We start from the raw sequence: 18384 nt of genomic DNA, 5'->3' as shown, positions 1-18384 counted from the left end.
CTTTTTTATAAAACAGGAATGAGATTCTAAGCTGCAAAAATAATAAAAAAATAACGAGCACTACGCTCATTCAATCCTTTTTCTTACCTTTGCGTTTCAAATCAATATAGATCATGGAAAAAGAAAGCCAAACGATATTTGATAAAAACGTAATTGAGTTCGTAACGGTAGCTGCCGAATTTTGTGCATTTCTCGAACGTGCCGAACGCATGAAGCGTAGCACTTTCGTTGATACATCATTAAAAATACTTCCCCTACTCTATCTCAAAGCATCTATGCTGCCCAAATGTGAGACTATCGGGGACGAAGCACTTGAAACGTATGTCACAGAAGAGATTTACGAAATTCTGCGTATCAACCTTTCCGGATTGATGGCTGACAAGGATGATTATCTGGACGTATTCGTGCAAGATATGGTGTATAGCGACCAGCCTATCAAGAAGTCTATATCGGAAGACCTGGCCGACATTTATCAGGATATTAAAGATTTCATATTTGTCTTCCAACTGGGACTGAACGAAACAATGAATGATTCATTGGCCATCTGCCAGGAAAACTTCGGTACACTGTGGGGACAGAAACTGGTAAACACACTTCGTGCCCTTCACGACGTGAAATACAACCAGGAGGAAGAAGAAGAGGAAGTAGGTAATGAAGAAGGATTTTACGAACCAAGCGACGACAACGATTGTTGTGAAGAAGATGGCTGTCATTGCCACGATGATGATTGCCACTGTCACGAAGACGGTTGCCATTGCCACGATGATGAATTAAAATAGAAATGATTGTAAGAAGAACCATAGATAAAGATGAACTAAAAGAACTCCCGAAAACAGTCTTTCCGGGACGTATTTATGTTATCCAGTCGGAAGCTGAAACGGAAAAAGCAGTAGCTTACCTCCAATCCAGACCAGTGATAGGTATCGACAGCGAAACTCGCCCTTCCTTTACCAAAGGACAATCGCACAAAGTAGCACTTCTCCAGATTTCTTCCGAAGAATGCTGTTTCTTATTCCGGCTCAATATGACGGGATTGACCCAGCCATTGGTTGACTTGTTAGAAAATCCGGCTGTAATCAAAGTGGGACTTTCACTGAAAGACGACTTTATGATGCTGCACAAACGTGCACCTTTCACCCAACAAAGCTGTATCGAATTACAGGACTATGTGCGTCAATTCGGAATACAGGACAAAAGTCTGCAAAAGATTTACGCCATCTTATTCAAAGAAAAAATATCCAAATCACAACGCTTGTCCAACTGGGAAGCTGATGTATTAAGTGACGGACAGAAACAATACGCTGCTACCGATGCATGGGCATGCCTCAATATCTACAATCTGTTGCAAGAACTGAAACAGACGGGAGATTGGGAGGTTTCTCCGCTGACAGCTACTGTCTCTCCCGCGGAGGAAGTGATGAGTAATAAAATAAGTGATTAATAACCAATAATAAAACGATCTGAAGCCCTCCCCCTTGGGAGAGGGTTGAGGAAAGACTACATTATGCATAAAGTATATCTCAAACCTGGTAAAGAAGATTCTCTTAAGAGATTCCACCCCTGGATTTTTTCCGGTGCTATCGCTCGTTTTGACGGAGAGCCCGATGAAGGTGAAGTTGTAGAAGTGTACACCTCAAAAAAAGAATTTATTGCCGAAGGACATTTCCAGATCGGAAGTATTGCTGTGCGCGTACTGTCTTTCCGCCAGGAACCTATCGATCACGATTTTTGGAAACGCAAACTGGAAATTGCATACGATATGCGTCGCAGTATCGGCATCGCCACTAATCCGACCAACAACACTTACCGCCTCGTTCACGGTGAAGGAGACAATCTCCCCGGACTGGTGATTGACGTTTATGCCAAAACCGCTGTTATGCAGGCACACTCTGCAGGAATGCATGTAGACCGCATGGCAATTGCCGAAGCTTTATCCGAAGTAATGGGTGACAAGATCGAAAATATCTATTATAAATCAGAAACAACTCTTCCTTTTAAGGCAGACCTTTTCCCCGAAAACGGTTTTCTGAAAGGAGGAAGCAGTGATAATATCGCACAAGAATATGGCTTGAAGTTCCATGTGGACTGGCTGAAAGGTCAGAAGACCGGGTTCTTTGTAGATCAGCGTGAAAACCGTTCTTTGCTGGAACGTTACGCCAAAGACCGTTCGGTACTGAATATGTTCTGCTACACCGGCGGATTCTCATTCTACGCCATGCGCGGAGGTGCGAAACTCGTGCACTCTGTCGACAGTTCAGCCAAAGCGATTGATCTGACTAACAAAAACGTGGAATTAAACTTCCCTGGTGATTCCCGCCACGAGGCGTTTGCCGAGGATGCTTTCAAATATCTCGACCGCATGGGCGACCAGTATGATTTAATCATCCTTGATCCGCCCGCATTTGCCAAACATAAAGATGCACTACGGAATGCTTTGCAAGGTTACCGTAAACTGAACGCCAAAGCATTCGAGAAAATCAAACCGGGTGGTATCCTGTTTACTTTCTCTTGTTCGCAAGTGGTAAGCAAAGATAATTTCCGTACTGCCGTGTTTACCGCAGCAGCCATGTCAGGGCGTAGCGTACGTATTCTACACCAGCTGACTCAACCGGCCGACCATCCGGTAAACATCTATCATCCCGAAGGAGAATATCTGAAAGGATTGGTACTCTACGTAGAATAATCGGCAAGGTGCCGGAGCCAAGTTTCCATTCGGATATCAGACATTTCTCCGGAAGTATAGCTGATTAGAGAGGGCAATAACAGAAAAACGGAAGATTCAAAGTTAATTAGAGTTAACAAATAGAAGATTTTCGAGAAAGCATTATGTTATATAACATAAACCCTATATCTTTGCACTGTGTTTTTCATGGTATTAGATTTAAGGTTAACAAAGATTGGCTGTCTGGGATAGATAGCCTTCTTTTTTTTATACCCCCTTCATTTGTTTTTTCACACCCAAATCTCATCTTTTCTTCGCATTTATGCCATTTTTATCCCCTTTTTATCAAATTACTTATCCACCTATTCAACGAAAATATTATATTTGCAAGGTTTATGAATGTGAAGAGAAACACAAATTAAAAAAGTCATGAGTATAAAAGTTCGTTTGATTATTATGAACTTCCTGCAATTCTTTGTATGGGGGTCATGGTTAATATCACTAGGTGGCTATATGGGAAGAGAACTCCATTTTGAAGGAGGACAGATCGGAGCCATTTTCGCCACCATGGGGATTGCCTCTTTGGTAATGCCGGGTATTATCGGTATTATTGCCGATAAATGGTTTAATGCAGAACGTTTATACGGGCTTTGCCATATTGCAGGAGCAGGATGTCTCTTCTACGCTTCTACCGCAACGGGATACGACCAGATGTATTGGGCCATGTTACTCAACCTGTTAGTATATATGCCCACTTTGTCCCTTGCCAACACGGTATCGTACAATGCACTGGAACAATACAAATGTGACCTGATTAAAGACTTCCCTCCTATCCGCGTATGGGGAACAATCGGTTTTATTTGTGCCATGTGGGCTGTCGACCTTACCGGATTCAAGAATTCAAGTGCGCAACTTTATGTAGGCGGTGCTTCCGCATTGCTACTCGGACTTTATTCATTTACGCTCCCGGCCTGTCGACCGGCTAAATCTGAAAACAAATCATGGCTCTCCGCTTTCGGACTGGATGCGCTGGTGTTATTCAAGAAAAAGAAAATGGCTATTTTCTTCCTTTTCTCCATGCTTCTAGGTGCAGCATTGCAGATTACGAATACTTACGGCGACCTTTTCCTAGGCAGTTTTGCCAGCATCCCTGAATATGCAGATTCTTTCGGAGTGAAACATTCAGTCATCCTGTTATCCATTTCACAGATGTCCGAAACATTGTTTATTCTTGCCATACCTTTCTTCCTGCGTCATTTCGGAATCAAACAAGTCATGCTAATCAGTATGTTCGCTTGGGTGTTCCGGTTCGGCCTGTTCGGTTTTGGAGATCCGGGATCAGGACTATGGATGCTGATCCTTTCCATGATCGTTTATGGTATGGCCTTTGATTTTTTCAACATTTCCGGTTCGTTGTTTGTTGAACAAGAAGCCAAATCTTCTATCCGTGCCAGTGCACAGGGCTTGTTCTTTATGATGACTAACGGATTGGGAGCCATCATGGGCGGATATGCCAGCGGTGCGGTAGTTGATGCATTCTCTGTATATGCCGACGGCAGACTGGTGAGTCGCGAATGGATGAACATTTGGCTGATCTTTGCCGCTTATGCGCTGGTAATCGGCATTCTGTTTGCCTTGGTATTCAAGTACAAACACCAGCAGGAGAGTAAAACAAATTAAGTAAAAGAGAACGATGGACAAAAAGGTAGAATTACAAGTTATAAATATCACGAACAGCCAGGCGCAAGTAGGCGCGTTTGCTATGCTATTAGGTGAAGTGGACGGTGAAAGGCAACTGCCTATCATCATCGGTCCAGCGGAAGCCCAGGCTACCGCTTTATATCTGAAAGGAGTGAAAACTCCCCGTCCGTTGACACATGATTTATTTATAACAAGTCTTACTATACTGGGAACCAGCCTGATACGTGTATTAATTTACAAAGCAAAGGATGGTATTTTCTACTCCTATATTTACCTCAAAAAAGACGAAGAGATTATACGTATCGACGCACGGACTTCAGACGCAGTTGCCCTGGCAGTGCGTGCCGACTGCCCGATTCTTATTTATGAATCTATTCTTGAACAGGAATGTCTTCACATGTCGTCAGAAGAAAGAACCCGTTCTGAAGAAACGGACAACGACGAAGGGGCTGAAGAAGAACATGATTTGCCCGGTGCTACTTCCAGAACGCTTGAAGAAGCACTGGAACAGGCTATTAAAGATGAGAATTACGAGTTAGCCGCGCAGATACGCGATCAAATCAATTCAAGAAATAAAAATCAGTAAGTAATATTATGCACGTATTTTATACTCCAGATATACAGAAAAGCAACGAGCTTCCCGAAGAGGAAGCACAACACTGCATCCGTGTTCTGCGGCTAAGTATCGGAGACGAAATCACGCTTACCGACGGTAAGGGTAACTTCTACAAAGCTGAAATTACTGTTGCAACCAACAAACGTTGTTTCGTAAACATCAAAGAAACCATTTTTCAGGAACCGTTATGGCCGTGCCATTTACACATTGCCATGGCACCGACGAAGAATATGGACCGTAACGAATGGTTTGCAGAGAAAGCTACCGAAATAGGTTTTGACGAACTGACTTTCCTCAACTGCCGTTTCTCGGAACGTAAAGTCATCAAGACCGAACGGATTGAAAAGATTCTGGTATCAGCCATCAAACAATCTCTCAAGGCACGACTGCCAAAGTTGAACGAAATGATTGAGTTCGATCAGTTCATCAGGCAGGAGTTTAAAGGACAGAAGTTTATCGCCCACTGTTACGAAGGGGAGAAGCCTCTATTGAAGAATGTTCTGAAACCAGGAGAAGACGCCCTTGTTTTGATAGGTCCCGAGGGAGATTTCAGTGAAGAAGAAGTGAAGAAGGCCATCGAACGGGGATTCGTACCGATTAGTCTCGGCAAATCACGGCTCCGTACAGAAACAGCGGCATTGGTGGCCTGCCACACGCTGAATCTGCAAAATCAATAACAGCAGTAAATGTCTGAATCAATGATTATACAACTTTTAAATAACATAAGTATGGCAAAGAAAACGATTTCACGACTCTCGGTACTGGCAGTACTGATTGTTTTTCTGGCAGCATGTTCCAAAACATCGGAATATACAAATGTGATACCGGCTGACGCTTCGGTAGTTGCCTCTATCAATCTTAAATCCCTCGCAAGCAAAGCGGGATTGGATGATAAAGAGAATGAAGCTGCTAAACAAAAAGTACTGGAAGCACTGAAAAGCGGAATGAATGCGGCCACATTCCAACAACTGGAAAAGGTTATGAAGAATCCGGGCGAATCGGGAATCGATGTTGAATCTCCATTCTATGTGTTCTCTTCATCTTCTTTCCCTTATCCCACTGTTGTAGGTAAAGTGAACAATGAAGATAAATTACATGCATCACTCGATGTGATGGCAAAAGAACAGATCTGTCAACCGGTAGGCGAAGCTGACGGTTACAGTTTTACAACGATGAACAGCGGTTTGCTTGTTTTCAATAGTTCTACTATATTGGTAGTCAATGTCAGCGGAACAACTCAAACTGATAAAGCCAAAGAAGCCATTACTAATTTGTTGAAACAGACAGCAAGCAATAGTATCGTGAAATCAGGAGCTTTCCAGAAAATGGAGAAACAGAAAAGTGATATTAACTTCTTTGCTTCCATGACAGCTATTCCTTCAACCTACCGCGATCAGATAACCATGGGATTACCTACCGAAGTGAAAGCGGAAGACATCACTCTGATAGGAGGACTGAACTTTGAAAAAGGAAAGATTGCCCTCAAAACAGAAAACTATACTGAAAACGAAGCAGTGAAAGCTCTCCTGAAAAAACAAATGGAATCTGTTGGAAAAGCGAACAATACTTTCGTTAAATACTTCCCGGCTTCTACCCTGATGTTCTTCAACGTAGGTGTAAAAGGAGGCGAACTGTATAACCTGTTGAGCGAAAACAAGGAATTCCGCAACACAGTATCTATCGCTAAAGCAGACGAAGTAAAAGAGTTGTTCAGCTCGTTCAATGGTGATATTTCTGCAGGATTAATCAACGTAACGATGAGCAGTGCTCCCACTTTCATGATGTACGCTGACGTGAAGAACGGCAATGCTCTTGAAATGATTTACAAGAACAAGGAATCATTGGGATTGAAGAGAGGGGAAGATATCATGCAACTTGGCAAAGACGAATATGTCTACAAGACAAGAGGCATGAATATATTCTTCGGCATCAAGGATAAACAAATGTATGCAACCAATGATGAGTTACTCTACAAAAACGTAGGTAAAGCTGCCGACAAATCAGTCAAAGATGCTCCTTATGCATCGGATATGAAGGGAAAGAGCCTATTTATAGCAATCAATGCCGAAGCAATCCTCGATCTGCCTATCGTTAAAATGGTAGCAGGTTTCGGAGGACAGGAAGCTAAGACATATATCGAACTGGCCAACAAGGTTTCTTACCTGTCCATGAGTTCGGAAGGGGAAGTCAGCGAGATCGACCTCTGCCTGAAAGACAAAGATGTAAATGCCCTCAAACAAATTGTAGACTTTGCCAAGCAATTTGCCGGCATGTAATAAATGTATAAACCAACGGTATGAATAGTATTCACTTACAGCAAACACTTCCCCAAGTGTTTGCTGACCGTAATTCGGTGACTTCGGACGTATGGCATCAGGATCTTTTCTTCCGGAAAGGAGAAATGTATCTGATTGAAGCTGCTTCCGGCACCGGCAAATCTTCGTTGTGCAGCTATATCTATGGCTACCGCAACGACTATCAGGGGATTATTAATTTCGATGAAACCAATATCAAAGCATACTCCGTGAAGCAATGGGTCGACCTGCGAAAGCATTCACTAAGTATGCTTTTTCAGGATTTACGCATCTTCACCGAACTTAGCGCTCTTGAAAATGTGCAATTGAAGAATAACCTCACCGGATGCAAAAAGAAAAAAGAAATCTTATCATTCTTCGAACAACTGGGGATCGCAGATAAAATAAATGTGAAAGCCGGTAAGTTATCTTTCGGACAGCAACAGCGCGTCGCCTTTATCCGAGCGCTCTGCCAGCCGTTCGATTTTTTATTTCTGGATGAACCAATCAGCCACCTGGACGATGATAACAGCCGCATCATGGGTGAACTTATCATTGCCGAAGCAAAGGCACAAGGAGCTGGAGTGATCGCCACTTCCATCGGTAAACATATCGAGTTGCCTTACAACCATACACTTCAACTGTAGTAAGCTGGTTAATAATAGGTAGCAGGTAATAAACAACCTCTTTTCACAGCATCATTTCAAATCGTAAATCGTAAATTGTAAAATCGTAAATAAAATGCCAACTCTTGTCTGGAAGCTTCTCCGCCAACATATCAGTATCGGTCAATTAGCCGGTTTCTTTTTAGCCAACCTATTCGGCATGATGATTGTATTGCTTAGCGTACAGTTTTATAAAGATGTCATTCCGGTATTCACCGAAGGAGACAGCTTTATGAAAAAAGATTTCATCATAGCTACAAAGAAAATCAGTGCTCTCGGTTCTTTTGCAGGAAAGAGTAATACATTCTCTGCCGAAGAAATTGCGGATCTGAAAAAGCAACCGTTTACCAAAACAATAGGAGCTTTCACTCCTTCTCAATTCAAAGTTTCAGCAGGATTGGGAATGAAGGAAGCCGGTATTCATCTTTCCACAGATATGTTTTTTGAGTCAGTTCCCGATGAGTTTGTCGACATCAAGCTTGATAAATGGCATTTCGATGAAAACACACATACCATACCCATTATCATTCCGCGCAACTATCTGAACCTTTATAATTTCGGTTTTGCGCAAAGCCGCAGCCTCCCCAAACTATCGGAAGGGTTAATGAGTCTGATTCAAATGGATATTATGATGCGTGGCAACGGACGGGTGGAACAGTACAAAGGAAACATTGTCGGTTTCTCCAATCGTCTGAATACGATTCTTGTTCCCCAGTCTTTTATGAAATGGGCTAATGAGAATTTTGCACCGAATGCAGAAGCCCAACCGGCACGGTTGATTATCGAGGTTAGCAATCCGGCAGATTCCGCCATCGCCAGTTATTTTCAGAAGAAAGGATATGAAACGGAAGATGGTAAACTGGATGCCGGAAAAACAACTTATTTCCTCCGTCTTATCGTAGGTATTGTATTGGGAGTGGGTTTATTTATCAGTATCCTTTCATTCTATATACTGATGTTGAGCATCTTCCTGCTCTTACAAAAGAATACGACCAAGCTGGAAAGTCTACTACTAATCGGATACAGTCCCAACAAGGTAGCATTGCCTTATCAGTTGCTCACGGTAGGATTGAACGTTATCGTGCTAGTATTATCCATCGGATTAGTCTCCTGGTTACGTAGTTATTACATAGACAGCATCCGCCTACTATTCCCACAACTGGAAACCGGATCATTATGGGCAGCAATCAGCATGGGTATTCTATTATTCATCGTCGTATCGGTGATTAACATATTGGCAGTAAAAAGGAAAGTGCTTTCAATCTGGATGCACAAATCATAGATGTAGAATCAAACACATACCGTATGAAAAATAAAACTACATTTTCTATCCATAGAGGCTTAATAGCTTTCTTTTTCGGAATACTGTTCTGTTTTGCCCCATTGTCGGGGCAAAACGTACAAGATACAATTATTGCATATTTTAATCTACTGGAAAAAGTCCCACAGGAGAAACTCTATTTACATCTGGACAAGCCTTTTTATGGGGCAGGAGAAAAAATATGGTTTAAGGGATATCTGGTAAACTCTGTTACACATCAAGATAATACACAAAGCAACTTCATCATTACAGAACTTGTCAACCGTTCCGACTCTATTGTAGAACGGAAAAAGATTCGTAGAGACTCATTGGGTTTTCATAATGCCTTCACCCTCCCTCCCACTCTCCCTGCAGGTGATTATTATTTGCGGGGATATAGCAACTGGATGCTTAATCAGGAACCGGAATTCTTTTATTCACGCAATCTAAAAATCGGTAATTCGATTGACAACACGATTGTTTCAAACATTGAGTATCAGCAAGAAGACGAATCACATTATACAGCCAAGGTAAGATTTACCAGCAATACCCAAGAGGCTTTCGGAAATACCGCCATCCGCTACCGCTACATTGAAAACGGAAAGATTAAAGATAAAGGTAAAAGAAAGACAGACGAAAATGGGTTGATTTCTATTTCCCTGCCGGATCTGAAGACTATTGCCACACGCTACATTGAAGTAGAGTTCGATGATCCCCAATATACTTATAAGAAGACTTTCTATCTGCCTTCGTTTACAAAAGACTTTGATGTTAAGTTCTTCCCGGAAGGAGGTGCTCTCCTGACCGTTGCTCATCAGAATATAGCTTTCAAGGCTCAAGGATCGGATGGCTTTTCTACAGAAATAGAAGGATTCCTGTTCGATGCCAACGGAGACACATTGACAGCTTTCCGCTCGGAGCATGACGGCATGGGAGTTTTCACACTGAATCCGACTGTGGGAAATTCTTACTATGTGATTGCCAAATCCGGTGACGGGATCAGTAAACGATTCAACCTCCCAGCTGTAGAAGAAAAAGGAATCACACTTTCCATGACACATTATAAAAAGGAAATCCGTTACGAAATCCAGAAAACAGAAGCTACCGAGTGGCCTCAAAAGTTATTCTTGATTGCGCACACTCGTGGAAAGCTAGTCATCCTACAACCAGTCAGTGTCGACAGGACTTTTGGAAGAATGAACGACAGTTTATTCAACGCAGGCATCACCCATTTCATGCTGATCGACCAACAGGGCAATGCACTTAGCGAACGCCTGGTTTTCATACCCGACCGGAATCCACATCAATGGCAAATTCTTGCGGATAAGCCGACATACGGAAAAAGAGAAAAGGTATCCCTGCAAATTTCAGCAAAGGATGATAACGGTACTCCGGTAGAAGGCAGTTTTTCTGTTAGTATTACCGACAGAAAGAGTATCCGCCCGGATTCGCTTGCTGACAATATCGTATCGAATCTTCTATTAACCTCCGACTTAAAAGGATATGTAGAAAATCCCGGATATTATTTTTTGCAGCAAGACCTCCGGACTCTCCGCACGGTAGACTTCCTGATGATGACGCACGGATGGCGCAGACACCATATCCAGAATGTACTGACTGCACCTTCAATGAACCTCACCAACTATATGGAAAAGGGGCAAACTATCAGCGGACGTATCAAAGGTTTCTTTGGAGGTAACGTTAAGAAAGGACCTATTTGTATTCTGGCTCCCAAACAGAACATCATCGCCACTACCACCACAGACGAAAAAGGAGAGTTTATCGTGAACACATCTTTCAGAGATAGCACGACTTTCCTTGTTCAAGCACGTACCAAAAGAGGATTTGCCGGAGTGGACATCGTGATTGACACTCCTCAATACCCGGCAACTTCGCACAAGTCTCCTTTCCATGATGGAACAGCAACGTTTATGGAAGATTATTTGCTCAACACCCGCGACCAATATTACATGGAAGGTGGAATGAGAGTGTACAATCTGAAAGAAGTGGTAGTCACTGGAAGTCGTAAAAAGGCCAGTTCAGAAAGTATTTACACAGGAGGTATCAACACCTACACGATCGAAGGGGACAGACTGGAAGGATTCGGTGCACAAACAGCTTTTGATGCAGTCACCAGACTTCCGGGTATTAGCGTGACAAATGGAAATGAAATACATATCCGCAACAATCCCGAGCAACCTGTCATTGTTGTTGACGACGTGGTGTATGAAGACGATAACGACATCTTGACCATGATACAAACCAGTGATATGTCGAGCTTGAGCCTTCTTCGCGGTGCCGATGCAGCAATCTTAGGTTCCCGCGGTTCGGCAGGTGCTATCGTTATTACGCTGAAAGACGGCAAAGATATCCCGGCAAGACCGGCACAAGGTATTATCACGTGCACTCCACTAGGGTACAGCGACTCGGTCGAATTCTACCATCCGACTTATGATACGCCCGAAAAAAAGAATGACCAACGCTCGGATTTACGAAGTACGATCTATTGGAATCCTACCCTTCAACTGGATGCCAATGGAAAAGCAACTATCGAATACTATACTCCGGACAGCACTGCACCGGAAGATATAACCATAGAAGGTGTGGATAAAAACGGAAAGGTATGCCGAATCATACAGACAATAAACAACAGATAAATGTGGAAATGATTTTGAATGCCAGGTTTATAGACTTACGCAAGTAAGCACAACTCTATTAAGGCACCTTTATCTTTATTCTATCAAGCAGGTATACATCTGTTAAGCTACCGATATCATTCATTCACCACGGCCGTGGTGAGATCTTCCCACGGCCGTGAGAAGAAGCTACCACGACTGTGGGAAGAAGCTACCACGGCCGTGGAGAACTAACAAGAACGGTACTCTAGCAGAACAATAAAGGCACTCTAGCTGAACAATGCCAGTATCTTTAAGCTACTTTACCCGTATCTCCGTGTTATTCTATCAGCATACTAGAGTTATCACACCTGATTTTTCAACACAACCTTAGTGGTAATATAACGTAAAAACATACAGATATACAGAAGTTATCACAAAAATAGCATCATGATAAAAAAGGAGATAAACAACTGTTTATCAAATAGCTATACTATTTAATCAGCAAAAACAAAGCTGACAATAAAAAAACAAGACCTTTATTGTCAGCCTATTGTCAGCTCCTATCATCAGCCATATTCCACTAAAAATCAAAAGATTAGCTACTATCCTGACAGATTGACAATAAAAACAACACAAATATCATAGTAGATAATATCAGATGGCGGTATTCTCATACACTTCATTATTATTAGATTGAATACCACCAATTAGAGGTTAAAATACAAATTAACCTTCCCTATCCCCTTATTAATCTTGATAAAAAAGCGATTGAATACCAAACAGGTTAAAAATATTTCGTAATTTTGCAGATATAAAAGAATGAAGCTATGCCGGACTATGATTTAATCGCCATACTCGGACCTACAGCCTCGGGTAAAACTCCCTTTGCCGCTGCCTTGGCCTATGAACTCAACACAGAAATTATCAGTGCCGATTCCCGTCAGATATATAGAGGAATGGATCTCGGTACAGGAAAAGATTTGGCCGACTATACCGTAAACGGACGTACAATCCCCTATCATCTGATTGACATCGCAGACCCCGGATATAAATACAATGTGTTTGAATATCAACGTGATTTCTTGAATTCTTACGAAAGCATCAAACAAAAAGGCTGTCTTCCCGTTTTATGTGGAGGGACAGGTATGTATCTGGAATCCGTGTTGAAAGGATATAAACTGATGCCCGTACCGGAAAATCAGGAATTACGCAACCGTTTGGCAAATCATTCGCTGGAAGAGTTGACGGAAATGCTAAGTCAATACAAGGTTTTGCATAACTCCACCGATGTGGATACCGTGAAACGGGCGATACGGGCGATAGAAATTGAAGAGTATTATGCAGCCCATCCGGTTCCCGAAAGAGAATTTCCGGAACTGAACAGTCTCATCATCGGAGTGGACATTGACCGGGAACTGCGCCGTGAAAAGATCACCCGCCGATTGAAACAACGATTGGATGAAGGAATGGTGGACGAGGTAAGACGATTGATCGAACAGGGAATTGCACCGGACGATCTCATCTACTATGGACTGGAATACAAATACCTGACATTATACGTCATAGGCAAACTGACTTATGAAGAAATGTTCAACGGTTTGGAGATAGCCATCCATCAGTTTGCCAAGCGACAAATGACTTGGTTCCGCGGCATGGAAAGAAGAGGATTTACGATCCATTGGATGAATGCAGAGCTGCCAATGGAAGAAAAGATAGCTTTTGTAAAAGAGAAACTGCAAGGGAATTAGTATCTTTGGCAGTTATTATAGTGCGATTTTTAATACACAATAGGATAGATAAACAAATATGAGTGTAGAACCGAAGAAATGGGGAGTGATTTACAACCCAAAAGCTGGTACCCGAAAGGTAAAGAAGCGCTGGAAAGAAATTAAGGAGTACATGGACAGTAAAGGTGTAGACTATGACTATGTACAATCCGAAGGTTTCGGTTCGGTAGAGCGTCTCGCTAAAATCTTGGCCAACAATGGTTATCGCACGATTGTCATTGTGGGAGGTGATGGGGCATTGAACGATGCCATCAATGGCATTATGCTATCCGATGCCGAAGACAAAGAGAACATCGCCCTCGGCATGATTCCGAACGGTATCGGAAATGACTTCGCCAAATATTGGGGACTTAGTACCGAATACAAGCCGGCTGTCGACTGTATCATCAATCATCGGTTGAAGAAAATAGACGTAGGCTACTGCAACTTCTACGACGGAAACGAACACCAGCGTCGCTATTTCCTCAATGCCGTTAATATCGGACTGGGAGCACGAATCGTCAAAATCACCGATCAGACCAAACGTTTCTGGGGTGTGAAGTTCCTTTCATACGTTGCCGCCCTGTTCTCCCTCATCTTCGAACGGAAACTTTACAGAATGCATCTCCGCATCAATGATGAACATATCCGCGGACGCATCATGACCGTATGTATAGGAAGTGCCTGGGGATGGGGACAAACTCCCAGTGCCGTTCCATACAACGGATGGCTGGATGTATCTGTAATCTACCGCCCGGAATTCCTGCAAATTATTTCCGGGCTATGGATGCTGATTCAGGGAAGAATCCTGAATCACAAAGTGGTGAAAAGCTACCGGACGAGAAAAGTAAAGGTACTCCGGGCACAGAATGCAGCGGTGGATTTGGACGGGCGTTTGTTGCCTAAACATTTTCCTTTAGAAGTAGGCGTGCTCCCGGAAAAGACAACGCTTATCATCCCCAACTAATCAGGATCACTCCACCCAAGGAAAGAAACATATACTCACAATCTAATTGATAATTTGTAATTGGTAAATAATAAAATGATAGAACTTAAGAACAACCCCGCCGGCAACTTTTTCCTGTTGGCCGGTCCGTGTGTGATAGAAGGTGAAGAAATGGCAATGCGCATTGCCGAACGAGTAGTAAAGATCACCGAAGCACTGCAAATTCCTTATGTATTCAAAGGTTCTTACCGTAAGGCAAACCGCTCACGTCTGGATTCGTTTACCGGCATTGGCGATGAGAAAGCACTCAAAGTATTGAGAAAGGTACATGAGACTTTCGGAGTCCCCACCGTAACCGATATCCATACCGCAGATGAAGCTGCAATGGCAGCCGAATACGTGGATATACTTCAAATCCCGGCTTTTCTTTGTCGCCAGACCGACTTGTTGGTTGCTGCAGCCAAAACCGGAAAAACGATTAACATCAAGAAAGGACAGTTCCTTTCACCGCTGGCAATGCAGTTTGCTGCCGACAAAGTGGTGGAAGCCGGAAACAAGAATGTGATGCTTACCGAACGCGGAACAACTTTCGGCTATCAGGATCTTGTTGTAGACTACCGTGGCATCCCCGAAATGCAATCATTCGGCTATCCGGTGATTCTGGACGTCACTCACTCCTTGCAGCAACCCAACCAGACCAGTGGGGTAACGGGAGGAATGCCGCAGTTGATAGAGACTGTTGCCAAAGCAGGTATCGCCGTAGGTGCCGACGGAATATTCATCGAAACACATGAAAACCCTGCCGTAGCAAAAAGCGATGGTGCCAATATGTTAAAGTTAGACCTTCTGGAAGGACTGTTAACTAAGCTAGTCAGGATACGGGAAGCTATAAAATAACTCTTTTCCCTGTCTATTTGTGATTTACAACCAAGCACAACGACAAATAACACAGAAATATTTATTTAAACTAAATAGAACATGAAACATTTATTACGTGGATTATTTATTGCAGTCCTTTTTATATGCTGCAATTTCCAGCTCGTACTTGCACAACCCATGCAAGAGTTACCTGTGGACAAGAATGTTCGCATCGGTAAACTAGACAACGGGCTTACCTATTACATTCGCCACAACGCCCTTCCCGAAAAACGAGTTGAATTCTACATCGCCCAGAAAGTAGGTTCCATTCTTGAGGAACCGCAACAACGTGGTCTGGCTCACTTTTTGGAGCACATGGCTTTCAACGGAACAAAGCACTTCCCGGGTGATGAAACCGGACTTGGTATCGTGCCTTGGTGCGAAACGAAAGGTATCAAATTCGGCACGAACCTGAATGCATATACCAGTGTCGACCAGACGGTGTACAATATCAGCAACGTACCGACTGAAAATATAAACGTGGTAGACTCTTGTCTGCTGATTCTTCACGACTGGTCGAGCGCTATCAACCTTGCCGACAAGGAAATTGACAAAGAGCGTGGCGTTATCCGCGAAGAATGGAGAAGCCGCAACAGTGGTATGCTTCGCATCATGACTGATGCACAGTCGACTCTGTATCCGGATTCTAAATATTCAGACTGTATGCCTATCGGAAGTATTGATGTTATCAACAACTTCCCTTATCAGGATATCCGCGATTATTATGCGAAATGGTATCGTCCGGACTTACAAGGAATCGTTATTGTAGGTGATATCAATGTAGATGAAATTGAAGCTAAACTGAAAAAGGTATTTGCAGATGTAAAAGCTCCGGTAAACCCGGCCGAACGTATCTACTATCCAGTGGCAGATAATCAGGAACCGCTGATCTATATCGGTACAGACAAGGAAGTGAAGAATCCTTATGTGAACATCTTCTTCAAACAAGACGCTACACCGGATTCTTTGAAAAACACCATTGCTTATTATGCTACTCAATATATGGTCAGCATGGCTATGAATATGCTGAACAACCGTTTGAATGAACTCCGTCAAACCGCTAATCCTCCTTTCACTAGCGCAAGCGCAGAATATGGAAACTATTTCCTTGCCAAGACTAAAGAAGCACTCGCACTTGATGCAAGCAGCAAAATAGACGGTATCGATTTAGCAATGAAAACTGTTTTGGAAGAAGCGGAACGTGCACGCCGCTTCGGATTTACCGCATCAGAATATGAACGCGCACGCGCCAACTATTTGCAAGCCGTAGAATCTGCTTACAACGAACGTGAAAAGACTAAAAGTGGTTCTTACGTCAACGAATACATTAACAATTTCCTTGAAAAAGAACCGATTCCGGGAATCGAAGTTGAATATACACTGGTAAACAAACTGGCTCCGAATATCCCTGTAGAAGCTGTCAATCAGGTGATGCAACAACTAATCACTGACAACAATCAGGTGGTTTTGCTGGCCGGTCCGGAAAAAGAAGGAGCAAAATACCCTACTAAAGAAGAAATTGCTGCTTTATTGAAACAAATGAAGTCATTCGATCTGAAACCTTATGAAGATAAAGTTTCTAACGAACCGCTAATCTCTGAAGATATTAAAGGTGGCAAGATTGTTTCTGAAAAAGCTGGTGAAATCTATGGTACGACTAAGTTGGTACTTTCCAACGGTGTAACCGTATATGTGAAGCCAACTGATTTCAAGGCTGACCAGATTGTAATGAAAGGTGTAAGCTTTGGTGGTACCAGCGTATTCCCGAACGAAGAAATTATCAATATCTCTCAATTAAACGGAGTAGCTCTAGTAGGTGGAATCGGTAATTTCAGCAAAGTAGATCTGGGTAAAGCTTTGGCTGGCAAACGTGCAAACGTAGGTGCGGGTATCGGCAACACTACGGAAACTGTTTCCGGTAGCTGTGCCCCGAAAGACTTTGAGACAATGATGCAGCTTACTTATCTGACTTTCACATCTCCGCGTAAGGATAACGAAGCATTCGAATCTTACAAGAACCGTTTGAAAGCCGAACTTCAAAATGCGGACGCTAACCCGATGACTGCTTTCAGTGACACTATTACAAGCGTACTATACGGTCACCATCCACGTGCTATCAGAATGAAAGAAAACATGGTAGACCAGATCGACTATGACCGTATTCTTGAAATGTACAAAGACCGCTACAAAGATGCAAGTGACTTCACTTTCTTTCTGGTAGGAAACGTAGACTTGGCTACAATGAAACCGTTAATCGCTAAATATCTGGGAGGTCTGCCATCTATCAATCGTAAAGAGACTTTCAAAGATAACAAGATGGATATCCGCAAGGGAGAGATCAAAAATGTATTTGCAAAGGCACAGGAAACTCCGATGGCTACCATCATGTTCCTTTATAGCGGCACTTGCAAATATGACTTGCGCAACAATGTCCTGCTTAGCTTCTTAGATCAGGCTCTGGATTTGGTTTACACTGCTGAAATCCGTGAAAAAGAAGGAGGTACATACGGTGTAAGCTGCAACGGAAGTCTTGGTAAATACCCGAAAGAGGAACTTGTTCTTCAGATTGTATTCCAAACTGACCCTGCCAAGAAAGATAAATTGTCTGCTGTTGTTGTAGAACAACTTCACAAAATGGCAAAAGAAGGTCCGTCTGCCGAACACATGCAGAAGATCAAAGAATATATGCTGAAGAAGTATAAAGACGCCCAGAAAGAAAACGGCTACTGGCTTAATAATATGGACGAATACCTCTACACGGGTGTGGATAATACAAAAGACTATGAAAAGTTGGTCAACAGCATCACAGCAAAAGAAGTGCAAGACTTCCTCGCCAAATTGCTGAAACAGAACAACGAAATTCAAGTCATCATGACCGTGCCGGAAGAAAACAAATAA

14 protein-coding genes are annotated in these 18384 nt (G+C 42.8%); all 14 read left to right on the top strand.

Annotated features, from left to right (window positions below):
- The first annotated feature begins 113 nt into the window (after positions 1–113).
- The 14 genes from NQ505_RS11585 (at position 114) to NQ505_RS11520 (ending at position 18384) form a co-directional block, all read left to right on the top strand.
- Complete coding sequence (locus tag NQ505_RS11585) at positions 114–779, top strand: DUF5063 domain-containing protein (RefSeq protein WP_004304614.1); 666 nt, start codon at positions 114–116, stop codon at positions 777–779.
- 2 nt (positions 780–781) lie between these two features.
- The gene (locus tag NQ505_RS11580; RefSeq protein ID WP_009000537.1) at positions 782–1441 is read left to right on the top strand and encodes a 3'-5' exonuclease; all 660 of its coding nucleotides are present in this window, start codon (positions 782–784) and stop codon (positions 1439–1441) included.
- Positions 1442–1504: 63 nt separating this feature from the next.
- Entirely contained in the window at positions 1505–2683 is a 1179-nt protein-coding gene (locus NQ505_RS11575; protein WP_009000536.1) for a class I SAM-dependent rRNA methyltransferase, read from the top strand.
- A 408-nt stretch (positions 2684–3091) separates the two neighbouring features.
- A complete protein-coding gene (locus NQ505_RS11570) occupies positions 3092–4342 on the top strand; it encodes a nucleoside permease (RefSeq protein WP_004301812.1) in 1251 nt (416 codons plus the stop codon).
- A gap of 13 nt (positions 4343–4355) precedes the next feature.
- A complete protein-coding gene (locus NQ505_RS11565; protein WP_009000535.1) occupies positions 4356–4949 on the top strand; it encodes a bifunctional nuclease family protein in 594 nt (197 codons plus the stop codon).
- 8 nt (positions 4950–4957) lie between these two features.
- Positions 4958–5656: a 16S rRNA (uracil(1498)-N(3))-methyltransferase gene (locus NQ505_RS11560; protein WP_004309858.1), complete on the top strand. Its 699-nt coding sequence runs from the start codon at positions 4958–4960 to the stop codon at positions 5654–5656.
- Between the two features lie 51 nt (positions 5657–5707).
- Positions 5708–7255, top strand: a complete 1548-nt coding sequence (locus NQ505_RS11555) for a DUF4836 family protein (RefSeq protein ID WP_004304609.1) — start codon at positions 5708–5710, stop codon at positions 7253–7255.
- Between the two features lie 20 nt (positions 7256–7275).
- Positions 7276–7920, top strand: coding sequence for an ATP-binding cassette domain-containing protein (locus NQ505_RS11550; protein WP_004304608.1), 645 nt, complete (start codon positions 7276–7278; stop codon positions 7918–7920).
- 94 nt (positions 7921–8014) lie between these two features.
- Complete coding sequence (locus tag NQ505_RS11545; RefSeq protein ID WP_004304607.1) at positions 8015–9220, top strand: hypothetical protein; 1206 nt, start codon at positions 8015–8017, stop codon at positions 9218–9220.
- Positions 9221–9243: 23 nt separating this feature from the next.
- Positions 9244–11895 (top strand): TonB-dependent receptor plug domain-containing protein, encoded by a 2652-nt coding sequence (locus tag NQ505_RS11540; protein WP_009000534.1) that lies wholly within the window; start codon positions 9244–9246, stop codon positions 11893–11895.
- Positions 11896–12683: 788 nt separating this feature from the next.
- A complete protein-coding gene (miaA, locus tag NQ505_RS11535; RefSeq protein WP_009000533.1) occupies positions 12684–13604 on the top strand; it encodes a tRNA (adenosine(37)-N6)-dimethylallyltransferase MiaA in 921 nt (306 codons plus the stop codon).
- A gap of 58 nt (positions 13605–13662) precedes the next feature.
- Positions 13663–14589, top strand: coding sequence for a diacylglycerol/lipid kinase family protein (locus tag NQ505_RS11530; protein WP_004301802.1), 927 nt, complete (start codon positions 13663–13665; stop codon positions 14587–14589).
- A gap of 75 nt (positions 14590–14664) precedes the next feature.
- A complete protein-coding gene (gene kdsA / locus NQ505_RS11525; RefSeq protein WP_009000532.1) occupies positions 14665–15465 on the top strand; it encodes a 3-deoxy-8-phosphooctulonate synthase in 801 nt (266 codons plus the stop codon).
- Between the two features lie 81 nt (positions 15466–15546).
- On the top strand, positions 15547–18384 hold the full coding sequence (locus NQ505_RS11520) for a M16 family metallopeptidase (RefSeq protein ID WP_009000531.1): 2838 nt from the start codon (positions 15547–15549) through the stop codon (positions 18382–18384).

The organism is Bacteroides sp. D2 (assembly GCF_025147085.1).
Taxonomy (GTDB): Bacteria; Bacteroidota; Bacteroidia; order Bacteroidales; family Bacteroidaceae; genus Bacteroides.
The sequence above is the reverse complement of the archived record's forward strand: the minus strand, read 5'-3'. Positions and strand labels throughout refer to the sequence as shown.